The following is a 13,007-nucleotide window of genomic DNA, read 5'->3' on the forward strand; positions in this document are numbered from 1 at the left end:
CCCCATCCCGGCGAAGCGGCTCAATCCGAGCTTCGAGATTGAAGGCGAGGAACATGTTTTGGTTACACAGTTTATGTCGGCAATTCCGGTGTCCGTATTAAAGGAACGAGTCACAAACCTTTCTGCTTCACATGACGATATCGTATCCGCGCTCGATATGGCATTTCACGGGTTTTGAACTCTACCGTTCAGTTATTCAACTGAGTGACAACATTGATAACCAGTCAAGTGGAGATTGAAGGGGGCGACCTATTCGGCTTCCAGGTGGACACGTTTGTCGAATTGCTTCCGCAACTATGAAAAATGTTGCAACTTGTCGAGAAACCGGCCTATCAGCTAGCCGCCTCGTTTCTGATAGTCTTCAAGTTTTCTGAAGTCAGAATGACTACATTTTCGCAGGCAGCCCAGACTTGTGGAACGTGGTACCGCGTCGAAATGGAGATAAAACTTTGGCAGTTGGTCGTCAATCCATGCCCCCACTCAATGCGCTGGTGGTTTTCGACAGCGCGGCCAGACTTGGCAGTTTCTCCCGTGCAGGTCAGGAACTGGGCCTTACCCAGAGCGCCGTCAGCCGACAGATCGGCAAGCTGGAAGCCTTCATTGGTTCAAAGCTCTTCAATCGTCTGCCGGTTGGCGTACAACTGACTGCCATGGGTGAAAGTTATGCCTCGGAAGTCAGTCGGCTCCTGGGCGATCTCAGCGCTGTCACAGATGGCCTTCGGGCGTGGATAGGCCCCCGGCAGATCACCATCGCCTGTTCGCGTGGCATTGCCGACCAGTGGTTTCTCTCGCGCATAGGCAAGTTGAAAGCAGAGATTTCAGGCATCGAAATCCGGCTGCGCGTAACGGATGACGTCGCCCATTTGCGCCTCGATGAGTTCGACCTTGCATTGTTTTATCGCAAAGAGCGCCCCATCGGCGTCAATTTGACGGTTCTCGGACGAGAGGAAGTCGTGCCGGTATCAGCGCCGGGTGTGCCCAATATCATGGAGCAGGAAGCGCCTGTACTGCTTGCTATCGAAGATACGATGCGCGAGTGGCAGGGATGGCCGGAATGGTGGCACGACGCCCGACTGTCGCCGCCCGGCGGCGCGCTGGAATGGCGGCTTGGCGATTACGGCCTTTGCGTCGCCGCGGCAACGCAAGGCATTGGCATCACCCTCGGCTGGACATGGCTGATCAAGGAACAGCTTGCGAGCGGGACTTTGGTGCCCGTGCATAGCCACATGATGCGGTCGGATGCCTATTTCTATCTGATGCGACCGGCCGACCGTCACCAGCGAAAAATCGTACGGGAAGTGGCCGGCTGGCTGATTGCGAGCAATGGAACCGATCCGATCACGTAAAGATGATCGGATCGGCGAGACGCATCATTCCTGCGGGAGTGCGGCGCGGCGGCGCGACACCATGCGGAAGCGGATATATCCGAAAACGGTGATCACCAGCCAGGCAACCTGCGAAATAAAGGAACCGAGGTTGAAGTTCCAAACCAGCGAATAGATCAGGGCGATGCCGCCCAGCACATTCAGCAGCGGAATGACCGGATCGTCGACGGTAAAAATACGCAATTGAATCAGCGCATAGCCAAGAAGGTAAAAGAACGCGCCCACCAAGCCGATAACATCCGGCAAACCCATTTTCGATCTCCAGGATCAATTAAATCTAAAAAAGCAGGGACAGCTTCCCCTACGGAAAAGCGCCCCTGCCGGTACTGTTGGACGCTCCTTTATTCCTGTTCGCGCAAATGCCAAGACACACATTTCGCATGAGGGTATGCTTAAAAGTCATGCCCAGAAATCCGACATCAACCCTTGAAAATAAGGGCTACAGTAAGCTACCCCACCCGCAAAAGCCGATAAGCTATGACTTAAACACAGGGGTACAGCATGCCTGAGCAAAAAAGCCAGTTTCAATTGACGCGTCGTTCTTTCATGGCGGGCGCAGCCGGCCTCGGTCTGGTGGGCATCACCGGCATGAGCGGCCTGATCACCTCGCCCGCTGCGGCGGCAGGCGAAGGCGCGCCAAAGAAAGGCGGAGTGCTCAAGCTCGGCATCGGCGGCGGCAGCACGACCGACAATTTTGATCCGCGCCTTCTGAAGGACTGGGTTCCGGTCAATCAGGCCTACATGCTGATGAACGGCCTTGTCGAAATCGACGCCAACAACAAGGCTGTGCCTGAACTGTTCGAAAGCTGGGAGCCGTCAGCCGACGCCAAGGAATGGACCTTCAAGGTTCGTCAGGGAGTGACCTTCCATAACGGCAAGACGCTTGACGCCGACGACGTCATCTATTCGATCAACCTTCATCGCGGCGAAACCACATCTGGCGCGCGTTCGCTCGCCTCGGAATTCACCGATGTCGCCAAGGTCGATGCTGGCACGGTCAAGATCACGCTGAAGAGCGGCAATGCCGATCTGCCTTACATTCTGTCCGATTATCACTTCCTCGTCGTTCCGAAAGACTGGACCGATTTCAACAAGCCGGTCGGCACCGGACCTTTCGTTTTCGAGCGTTTCCAGCCGGGCGTGCGTTCGCGTTTCACGCGCAATGAAAGCTATTGGAAGCCGAACACGGCATGGGTCGATGCGGTTGAAGTCATCGTTATCAACGATGTGTCTGCCCGTACCAACGCCATGATGTCCGGTCAGGTGCACGCCATCAACCAGCTCGACTTCAAGACCGTCGATCTGTTGAAGCGCAATCCGAACCTCAACATCGTCCAGTCGTCCGGCGGCCAGCACTTCTCCTTCCTGATGGATTGCACGCAGGCACCGTTCACCGACAACAATGTCCGTCTTGCCGTCAAACACGCCATCGACCGTGAACAGATGCTCAAGACCGCCTTGCGCGGCTATGGACGTCTCGGCAACGACAACCCGATCCCGAGCACCGACCCGTTTTTTGACGCAGCACTGCCGCAGCGCGCCTATGACCCGGAAAAGGCCAAGTTCTATCTGAAACAGGCCGGCATGGATTCGCTGAAAATCCAGCTGTCCGCTTCCGATGCAGCCTTCACGGGCGCTGTCGATGCCGCTGCGATCTTCCGCACCGCCGCCGCCAAGTCGGGCATCGAGATTGATATCAAGCGTGAACCGGCTGACGGATATTGGGACAATGTCTGGATGAAAGCGCCGTTCTGCATGTCTTATCGTGGTGGTCGCCCGACTGCCGATCAAGCCCTGTCGGTCGCCTACGCATCCAACGCATCGCAAAACGATACGCATTGGAAGAGCGCCGATTTCGACGCCAAGCTGCTTGAAGCCCGTGCGATGCTTGATCAGGCCAAGCGCAAGGAAATCTACGCCGAATTGCAGGCGATGATCAGCAATGATGGCGGCGCGCTTATTCCGATGTTCGGCGACTATCTCGACGCCACCTCCAAGAAGCTCAAGGGCGTGACCACGCATCCGATGTTCAATCTGATGGGTGCGCGCCTTGCCGAAAAAGTCTGGCTGGAAGCATAAATGTTCGTTCTAATTGTTAAGCGTGTGGGGCTCGGGCTCCTCACGCTGTTCCTCGTGTCGGCGTTGATTTTCGCCGGCACGCAGATTTTGCCGGGTGACGTGGCGTCCGCCATTCTCGGTCAGAATGCCACGCCGGAAGCGCTTGCGACGCTGCGCGAAAGCCTCGGCCTCAATCAACCGGTCCTCGCACGCTATTTCGCGTGGCTGGCAGGTTTCGTGACCGGCGATCTCGGCACCTCGCTTGCCAATCAGCAACCGGTTGCCGATCTCCTGTGGCCGCGTTTCTGGAATACGATGGCGCTTGCAGCCTTTGCAGCAGTCATCAGCGTCCCGATCGCCATTCTGTTTGGCCTCATTTCCGCAGTTAAGCGCGGCGGCATCTTCGACCGCGTTGTGAATATCGTAGCGCTCGCCTTCGTTTCGCTACCAGAATATTTCCTCGGCCTTTTGCTGATCCTGTTCCTGTCGATCCGCTTCAACCTGCTGCCGAGCCTTGCCGATACTTATGAAGGCATGACGTTCCTTGAATGGGTTCAAGCCACGGCCCTGCCCGCACTGACGCTGGTTCTGGTGACCGTTGCGCAGATGATGCGCATGACCCGCACCGCCGTTTTGTCGGTTATGGATCAGGCCTATGTTGAAACCGCCTATCTGAAAGGTCTGCGCACCAAGCGCGTTGTAACCAAGCACGCTTTGCCCAATGCGGCAGCGCCAATCGTCAATGTGGTGGCGTTCAACATCGCTTACCTTATCACCGGCGTGGTGCTGGTCGAAGCGGTCTTCAACTATAACGGCCTTGGCCGTTTCATGGTTGACGCCGTTTCCAAGCGTGACCTTCCGCTCGTGCAGGCTGCGGCCCTCGTCTTCGGTGCGGCCTATGTCATTCTCAATATCATCGCCGATGTCGCTGCCATCGCGCTCAATCCGCGCCTGAGGCACCCACGGTAAAGACAATGAAGAAATCTATTCCCCTGACGGCGTGGGTCGGTCTCGCCATCGTCACCCTCTGCCTCCTGATGTTCCTGTTTGGCCCAATGATCGCGCCTTATGGTCAGGAAGATATTGTCGGCGCGCCATTTGATCCGCCATCGGCGCAGTTCTGGTTCGGTCTCGATCAGAATGGCCGCGACATGCTCTCGCGCCTGCTCTTTGGTGCGCAGATGTCGATTGGTGTTTCACTGGCTGCATCGCTGTTGTCGTTCAGCGTCGGCGTGCCTCTCGGTTTCCTTGCCGCCATTTTCGGTGGTTGGGTCGATACGATCCTGTCGCGCATCGTCGATACCGTCATGTGCATTCCGGTGCTCATTTCGGCGCTCGTCATCCTTCAGGCGCTCGGCTCTTCTCTCCCGGTGCTGATCATCACCATCGCGTTGCTCGATTCCACCCGCGTGTTCCGTCTGGCGCGCATTGTAGCGCAGGGCGTCAATGTGCTGGAATATGCCGAAACCGCCCGTCTGCGCGGCGAAGGTCTCGGCTGGCTGATCTGGCGTGAGATCCTGCCGAATACGCTGCCGCCGCTGATCGCGGAATTCGGCCTGCGTTTCTGCTTCACCTTCCTGTTCGTAGCCGGTCTGTCGTTCCTCGGTCTCGGTATCCAGCCGCCATTTGCGGACTGGGGCGGCATGGTGAAGGACAACCAGCAGGCCATTCTCTACGGACTCTACGCGCCGCTGTTCCCGGCGGCTGCAATCGCTATCCTCACCGTTGGCGTCAACCTCGTCGTGGACTGGCTTCTGGCCGGACGCACGACCACGCAGGGAGCTGATCGATGAGCAACGATATCGTTCTTTCAATCTCCGACCTCGTCGTCAAAGCACCCAATGGCGCAACGCTTGTCGATCATGTCGATGTGACGCTGAAGCGTGGTGAAGTGCTGGGTCTCATCGGAGAGTCCGGTGCTGGCAAATCCACCATTGGTCTGGCCGCGATGGGCTATGGCCGTGGCGGCTGCAGGATCGCTGAGGGCACAATTGTCGTTGACGATATTTCGTTGATGGACGGCACTCGCGAGACCCGTGAAAAGGCGCGCGGCGCACGCATCGCCTATGTTGCACAAAGTGCGGCAGCGTCGTTTAACCCGGCGCACCGCATCGGCGATCAGATTATGGAAGGCCCGCTTTATCATGGCCTGATGACCAAAGCGGAAGCAAAGGAATGGATGTTGGAACTGCTGCACGCGCTACAGCTTCCAGACCCGGACAATTTTGGCTACCGCTATCCGCATCAGGTTTCCGGTGGCCAGTTGCAGCGCGCCATGGTCGCCATGGCAATGTCCTGCCGCCCGGATATTCTGGTGCTGGATGAGCCGACCACCGCACTTGATGTGACGACCCAGATCGAGGTGCTGGCACTCTTGCGCAGCCTGATCCAGCGTTACAACACCGCTGCTCTTTACATCACGCATGACCTCGCCGTGGTGGCGCAAATCGCCGACCGCATCATGGTTCTTCGTCATGGCAAGATGGTCGAGCTTGGTTCTGCGGAAGAAATTCTCGAAGCACCAAAACAGGACTATACCCAGCGCCTGGTATCCGAACGTGAAGCCAGCATTTCGGGCGAACAGGCCGACCACAAGACCGGCGAAATCCTGCTCGAAGTGAAGAGCGCAACCGCCTATTACGGCAAGAAACTCGTTTTGACCGATGTGGGTTGCTATATCCGTCGCGGTGAAACGCTTGCAGTTGTGGGTGAATCCGGTTCCGGCAAATCGACGCTTGCACGCATCATTGCAGGCCTGCCGCCGCACTCAAGCGGCATCATCACGCTTGCCGGGCAGCGGCTGGAAGCGAACTACAAAAAGCGTAGCCGCGAAGAACTGCGCCGCATTCAGTTCGTTTACCAGCTGCCCGACGTGGCATTGAACCCGCGCCAGACCGTCGGTGAAATCATCGGTCGTCCGATGAAGTTCTATTTCGGCATGAATGAGGACCAGCGCGAGATTGAGGTCAAGCGCCTGCTTGAACTCATCGGCCTGCCTGCCGATTTCGCAAGCCGCCTGCCGGGCGCGCTTTCGGGCGGACAGAAACAGCGTGTGTGCATCGCCCGTGCGCTGGCCGCCAAGCCTGATCTCATCATCTGCGATGAAGTCACCTCGGCGCTCGACCCGCTTGTCGCGGAGGAAATTCTCAGGCTTCTGCGCAAGTTGCAGGACGAATTGCACGTGTCATATCTCTTCATCACCCACGATCTTGGCGTCGTCCGTCGGCTCGCCGACCGCACCATGGTGATGCAGAAGGGCAAGGTGGTCGAAACCGGTACCACGAAGGCAATCTTCGAACCGCCTTACGAGCCCTATACGGAGCAGCTCATCACATCCGTTCCGGAGCTACGCCGTGACTGGCTGGACGATATCCTGAAAGTCCGTGCCGCCAGTTAAACTACCGATGCGGCGCTAATGCCGCACCGGCTCCTCTTTATTGAAATTGGAACCGATCATGACCGTCAATATCACCGAGCATCTGTGGATCACTCTCAAGGATGGCACCCGTCTTGGTGCGCGCCTGTGGCTGCCTGAAGGCGCCGAGGAAAATCCCGTTCCTGCCGTGCTCGAATATATTCCGTACCGCAAGCGCGACGGCACACGTGGCCGCGATGAACCAATGCATGGCTATTTCGCGCAGAACGGCTATGCCGCGATCCGCGTTGACATGCGCGGCACGGGCGAATCCGATGGCCATATGGCCGATGAATATATCCAGCAGGAGCAGAACGATGCGCTGGAAGTCATCGCCTGGATCGCTGAGCAGCCATGGTGCAGTGGCAATGTCGGGATGATGGGCAAGAGCTGGGGCGGCTTCAACGGTCTCCAGGTCGCAGCCTGCCGTCCGCCCGCATTGAAGGCGGTCATCACCGCCTATTCGACCGACGACCGCTTCCGCGACGACATCCACTACATGGGCGGCCTGCTGCTCAATGATAATCTCTGGTGGGGCACGATCATGCTCGCCTATCAGTCGCGTCCGCTCGATCCGGCGATTGTGGGCGCTGGATGGCGCGATGCATGGATTGAACGTCTGGAGCGACTGCCATTCTTCCCGGCGCTCTGGCTCGAACACCAGCATTACGACGAATATTGGAAGCATGGCTCGATCTGCGAAGACTGGTCTGCAATCCAGTGCCCGGTTCTCGCCATTGGCGCATGGGCCGACAGCTACACCAATGCTGTTCCGCGCCTGCTTGAAAACCTTCAGGTTCCTGCGCGTGGTATTATCGGCCCATGGGGCCATGTCTATCCGCAGGACGGTCTGCCGGGTCCGGCAATCGGCTTCTTGCAGGAAGCTGTGCGCTGGTGGGACCAGTGGCTTAAGGGCAAAGAGACCGGCATCATGGATGAGCCGAAGCTCCGCGCCTATATCTGCGATACTATCGAGCCCACCGGCTCGCGCGACTTTACCAATGGCCGTTGGGTTGGCGAACAGAACTGGCCTTCGACCGAAATCGTACACACGCCTTTCGCGCTTGGCGCTGACTTCACGCTGGGCAAGGCCGATGCAGCCAAGGGTATGCTTTCGATTTCCTCGCCAAACAGCCACGGCAAGGCCGGTGGCGAATGGATGGCGACCGGCTGCCCTGGCGAACACCCGACCGATCAGCGTCTTGACGACGGCGGTTCGCTCAACTTCGACACCGCTGTTCTGACCGAGAACCTCGAAATTCTCGGCGCGCCAGTTGCACGTCTGACATTCACCGTCGATCAGCCGGTTGCACAGGTTTCGCTGCGTCTGAGCGATATTCTGCCCGATGGCCGCATCACCCGCGTCAGCTATCAGGTCTTCAACCTCAACCACATCAACGGCCATGACAAGCCGGAAATGCTGGTACCGGGCAAGACCTACGAAATTGCGATCAAGCTCAACGATAGCGGCTACAGCTTCAAGCAAGGCCATCGCATCCGTCTTTCGGTTGCAACTGGCTATTGGCCGATGGTCTGGCCATCACCAAAGCGTGTGACACTCACGCTCGACACCGTTTCATCAGTTCTTGATCTGCCAGTGCGCCCGACGTCCGCCGATGACGCGAAGGTCGTCTTCCAGAAGCCAGCACATGGCCCTGCAACGCCTATGACCCAGCTTGATCCGGGCAGCGTGCGTCGCTGGACCAAGCAGGATCACGTCACCGGCGAAACGCTTTATGTGACGGAAGGCATTGGTGGTCTGTTCGGCGAAGGCATTTTGCGCTTTGACGATCTCGGCACGCAATTAAGCCACAGCCTCAAGCGTGAACTGCGTATCCATGACAATGACCCGTTGTCCGCGTCTTATGTGCTGACACAGGGCTATCAGATGGGCCGCGAAGGCTGGATGATCGATATTGAAAGCACCACCAAGATGCAGTCGGACGCCGCGAATTTCTATATTTCTGGCGTGTTGACGGCGAAGGAAAATGGTGAAGCGGTGACAACCCGCGAATGGAACAAGACCATTCCGCGCTATCATCTTTGAATAAGTACTATAAGCGGTGGCGTCGCCTAAAAGATTTTGCTGAGCGCGGTGATATTCACAGAGCATGACCGAAGACCAGCCTGTTCAAGTTAGGCGCCACCGTTTTCCAGAAGATCATTGCGCATGTAGTGTGGCTTTATTATCAGTTTCCACTGAGCTTCCACGACGTAGGAGACCTGCTTGTCGAGTGCAGCATTGAGGTTTCGTTGCTGGCAGGCCATCAAAGTCAACCGCTAAACCGGAAAAAGGCGCAGTTCTGCAATTCAATTGCCTCCTACACGATCCTCATTGCTGCTGCTCCTCGATTGGATGAGGAAGAAATTGCAAGGGCATGTGAGCAGAGCCTGCAAGAGGAAATCGCTATGGCGGACTGGCTTCGGTCCAATCTGGATGCGACAACTACCCAGTTTCTGGAGAGGACTTTTGCCGAGAGCGACGCCGCGAAGTGAACCACAGATCAAGCCAAACGGGAATCTCGAATCCAGTTAACAGCGACATGATTTAGTCTGCATTTCGATTGGTTTATCATGATAACAACAAATCCAAAATCGCATCAGCATGTTGACTGGCACTTGGTTTCGATATCGAACGTCGTCGCAAAAGTCATCACGTTTCACATCCTATCCTGAACGATCCCCGCTGATCTGACGGCCGTTCCGCCGCTTCCTGCGGGAGAAGTTATGAACCAGGCGCCCGGAACTGCTTTGCGGAGGTTGCCGGCAATAACCCGCACATCTGCGCCGGCAGAATGGTGAACCGTCCTTAAGAAATTGGTGCGAGCCAGCACGGCCCGGTCAATTTCATGCGTTTTCGATCCCCGCCCAAGGCCGTAAATGGGGCTGAGAGTTGTAGTCCGTCAATCTTACCTTCAGACCTGTCGGGACGTTGAAGTCCCACCGGTCAAAGTGGACGCCGCCGTGGACATATACACTTCCTGTTGAGGAAGGTATGGAGGTGCCCACAGGCAAAGCAATGCCAGAGGCGACGTTGCCTTCAGCCAGAACGCAACAGATGCAACTGGCGACACTACCGTCCACGTGTAAATCCAACTCGACGTCTTTTGTCGAGTGGCATCGCCTTCCCTGTTGAAGAGTCACGCCTTTCACTACGACGCGGATGCGTCCAGTTTTTTGGTTTGATCATGAAGTAAGCAAATGGAAACCACTGATACTGGCAGAGATACCAAAGCGGATACGAGAGGCAGATCAGGTAAAACAAACGCCGTATAGAGGATCGATGCGCAATCAGGCTGGCAAGCCAGACCTTCCCGGAAGCGTAAAGAGCGTTCCGACTGCCTTCAGCCTCATTTAGCCCAATATACGTTATACGATGATTGTGCGGAAATGGAAGGTAGTCGTATTGATCGGTTCCATTTCGTTCCGTTACTGCTCAAGTTCTGTCACACAGAAGCTTCGCTTTGAAACGGGATTTCGCCAGCAGCTTGTTTCGTTGTCACGGCGAGGACCATCCGTTACGAGTTCATTCAACAGCCATCTCCCGTCTTTCTGATAGACCACTGTTCTGTCGCCATCTGGCCAGACATACACGTCTAATCTGACCTGATTACGCTGCTCCTTAAGCTGGCCCGCCGCCTGATAAAATGGAAATGCTCGGCAGACCTTGTCAGAACGAACAATTCCACTGTCATCCTCAACCCGGCAACGCACACGGCTATGGTAATAACGCCCGTTACTCCAGTCATTGAGTAGTTTCCGGTTTAACTGACAAGCCTGTTCAATACTGTCCATGCAACCCATGTCATAAGCCCGCGAGGCTTCAGATCCGATGCCAATCGGGCTTTCCGTGTCGTCATACATGTTTCCCGGAAGGATGAGTTTAGGGGCGCCAGTCTGGCCAAGCTGACCCAGCGCATCCAGAAGGATATTTCCATATTTGATACAGGATTCGCCATCAGTGGTTTTAACAAAAGGATGAAAGCACCCGCTTTGATAAGCGATCACTGCTTCCTGTGGGCTGGCTTCAACACCAAGACCGAACGCGTAGATGTTACCGGCCAACTTGCAGGCATAGGGTGACAGTCCCACATCTTCGGCGCTGCACGAAAATTCTGCCCAGCGCAAAGCATCTGTATATCGGACTTTCTGCGCCAGCGCGAATTTGGCTGCATTATAGCAGATACTGACATCCTTCAGTCTTCCGACTGCATGCTTGATCTGGTACTCGCAGGTTTTAGCGTAAACATCGGTTGCATTGCCGCTATCTCCATTAGAAGCCAAACTATCCGCCAGCGAAAGGCACGTGCTACCGGGGCTGTCGTCAAATCGACAACCGTTACGAAGAACTGATAGAACGGCATCTTTAGCATCTGGTGACCCGTCTTGGAATTTCTCCGCAATGAGTGAAGCCAGCGCATTGCAACCGTTGATATTTTCAGCGTTACACGCGCCAGAAAGCTGGGCTTCAATATCGGACGATTGTCCATCTCCCTGTAAGGATTTGTAGGTTGTAACCGCTGAACTGCAGGCTTGGGGGCCTTCTGAGGTTTTGTCGGTCTTGCATTTCTCAATATGCGCGTCATAGACCTGACGTTGCGCGGGTATAGCGGCATTAAGCTGCGGGTCGAGAGACGCCGTCAATCCATCGCAAATGCTATCTTTCTCTGATTGCTGCGCGCATAAATCGATTGCCCGCGCCGCAGCTCTGTTCCTCACCTCGGCGGCCCAATGATCGTTCAGCCTCGATTGAGTGGCACAAGCTGATGGATCGCCCGCGGCGCAGCCTTTTTCCAGGAAGCTTTTCGCATTACCAATTCGTGTGTCAACGTCGGCGGAAGTCTTTGTAAATTGCAGAAAATCCCGGTATTTCAGGTAAGCTGCTTTACAGTGCGTGATACTCGGTTTCGCAGGCCCTGGAGTACAAATTTCCTCCACCAAAGAGCCCAAGGCGTAGTTTTCATCCGGTGTTGCGGAAGCATAGCCCGTACGCGCCTGAACGACCTTTGCGAATGCGTCTTGAAGTTCTTCGCATGCCCAGGCAATGCTGGTTCTACATGCGGTCAGTGTAGCGGCAAAATTCGATGCCGCCTGAATGAGCGTCGGCGTCGCATAGGGCGCCGTACCACGAGCAAGTAACACGCAACTGACTGCCTGCCGTGCGTCGCAACCAAGTTTTGCAAGTTCCAAACCGACAAGATCGTCGGGATTACCGGTTCCGCCGTCAATTGCGCGAAACTGCGCATTTTCTAGAGTGTTTTCGGCTCGATTGATGGCAAGTTTACAACCAAGCACATTTCCGCCCATACACCCCATCAACGCGTAATGGGTAACAGTTGCTGGCAGGGTTCCGTTTGTGTCTTCTGCGTTGTAGATTGCCTCAGCATACCGGCTGCAGGCTTCAGGAGCTCCCAGGTCACAAGCTTGCTTTAAAACTGCCGCGTCGTGGATTTGCACGCCTTGTTGCATCATATCGCGAGCCGCCGCGCGGCGTTCAGCGTCGGAAGCGAAGCGTCGGCTTTGTTCGTCTGAAAAAGCGCTTTCGGTTTTTACCAACGCTTCAACAAACTCGGCGCCCGTGGAACATTGGCTGTTCGCCGGAAGGTCTTTTGCAAGCCGCAGTATCGTTTCGCTCGCCCGAATGTTGAGTAAACCAAACGACAGCGCATAATTCCCGTTGCTCATTCGATAAGCGGCCATGGAAGCACGGAATTTTTCAAGAGCCGACGCTTCTTTGTTCAAGGCCGCAATTGAGCTTTCTTCAACTGCCACCAAATGGCAGGTGTTGGGAGGCGCCAGAAAATTCTGACCATTCGCGGCCCGCTTTTCGAAGTCGCAGAAATTAAAGACCTGATCGATCGGCAAAAAACCAGTCGCGCGTTGCAGTCCGGTTCCGGTCGCGTAGTTGAGGGAAAAGTAGGGCTTATTGTCTGGTCCAAAGGTGACGTCCTGCAATTGGATCTCTTCGCCGGAGTGAAGCGAATGTCCCACTGACAGGCCCGCACTGGCGCTTACCTGAACGGGCGCACAAACGTGCCTGATGCCAAGAGGCTGATGCGGTGGCAAACTGTCGGATCGGGCGTCACTGCTTATTGTTACGAGGGCTAAAAGCGACGCAGACAGAAGTGCGATACGATACTTGATCGAGC

General features: G+C 55.9%; 10 protein-coding genes. 8 read left to right on the forward strand and 2 right to left on the reverse strand.

The window, feature by feature from the left end; translation table 11 throughout:
* Positions 1–4 precede the first annotated feature (4 nt).
* Entirely contained in the window at positions 5–178 is a 174-nt protein-coding gene (locus D8666_RS22985; protein ID WP_268967066.1) for a CcdB family protein, read from the forward strand.
* Positions 179–449: 271 nt separating this feature from the next.
* Complete coding sequence (locus D8666_RS22990; RefSeq protein WP_121539574.1) at positions 450–1,346, forward strand: LysR family transcriptional regulator; 897 nt, start codon at positions 450–452, stop codon at positions 1,344–1,346.
* A gap of 24 nt (positions 1,347–1,370) precedes the next feature.
* On the opposite strand, the gene D8666_RS22995 is transcribed toward D8666_RS22990, so the two are convergent.
* Complete coding sequence (locus tag D8666_RS22995; protein ID WP_121539575.1) at positions 1,371–1,637, reverse strand: CBU_0592 family membrane protein; 267 nt, start codon at positions 1,635–1,637, stop codon at positions 1,371–1,373.
* 249 nt (positions 1,638–1,886) lie between these two features.
* Between D8666_RS22995 and D8666_RS23000 the strand changes: the two genes are divergently transcribed.
* The 6 genes from D8666_RS23000 (at position 1,887) to D8666_RS24595 (ending at position 9,354) form a co-directional block, all read left to right on the forward strand.
* Positions 1,887–3,464, forward strand: coding sequence for an ABC transporter substrate-binding protein (locus tag D8666_RS23000; protein WP_121539576.1), 1,578 nt, complete (start codon positions 1,887–1,889; stop codon positions 3,462–3,464).
* Positions 3,465–4,412, forward strand: a complete 948-nt coding sequence (locus D8666_RS23005) for an ABC transporter permease (RefSeq protein WP_121539577.1) — start codon at positions 3,465–3,467, stop codon at positions 4,410–4,412.
* A gap of 5 nt (positions 4,413–4,417) precedes the next feature.
* Positions 4,418–5,236, forward strand: coding sequence for an ABC transporter permease (locus D8666_RS23010; RefSeq protein ID WP_121539578.1), 819 nt, complete (start codon positions 4,418–4,420; stop codon positions 5,234–5,236).
* On the forward strand, positions 5,233–6,840 hold the full coding sequence (locus D8666_RS23015) for an ABC transporter ATP-binding protein (RefSeq protein WP_121539579.1): 1,608 nt from the start codon (positions 5,233–5,235) through the stop codon (positions 6,838–6,840). Before D8666_RS23010 ends, D8666_RS23015 begins: the two co-directional genes overlap by 4 nt.
* A gap of 58 nt (positions 6,841–6,898) precedes the next feature.
* On the forward strand, positions 6,899–8,905 hold the full coding sequence (locus D8666_RS23020) for a CocE/NonD family hydrolase (protein ID WP_121539580.1): 2,007 nt from the start codon (positions 6,899–6,901) through the stop codon (positions 8,903–8,905).
* A 128-nt stretch (positions 8,906–9,033) separates the two neighbouring features.
* Complete coding sequence (locus tag D8666_RS24595) at positions 9,034–9,354, forward strand: DUF892 family protein (RefSeq protein ID WP_371830847.1); 321 nt, start codon at positions 9,034–9,036, stop codon at positions 9,352–9,354.
* Between the two features lie 933 nt (positions 9,355–10,287).
* On the opposite strand, the gene D8666_RS23030 is transcribed toward D8666_RS24595, so the two are convergent.
* Entirely contained in the window at positions 10,288–12,813 is a 2,526-nt protein-coding gene (locus D8666_RS23030; protein WP_147438024.1) for a sel1 repeat family protein, read from the reverse strand.
* Positions 12,814–13,007: the final 194 nt, after the last annotated feature.

It is taken from the genome of Ochrobactrum soli, assembly GCF_003664555.1.
In the GTDB taxonomy this organism is placed as follows: Bacteria; Pseudomonadota; Alphaproteobacteria; order Rhizobiales; family Rhizobiaceae; genus Brucella; species Brucella teleogrylli.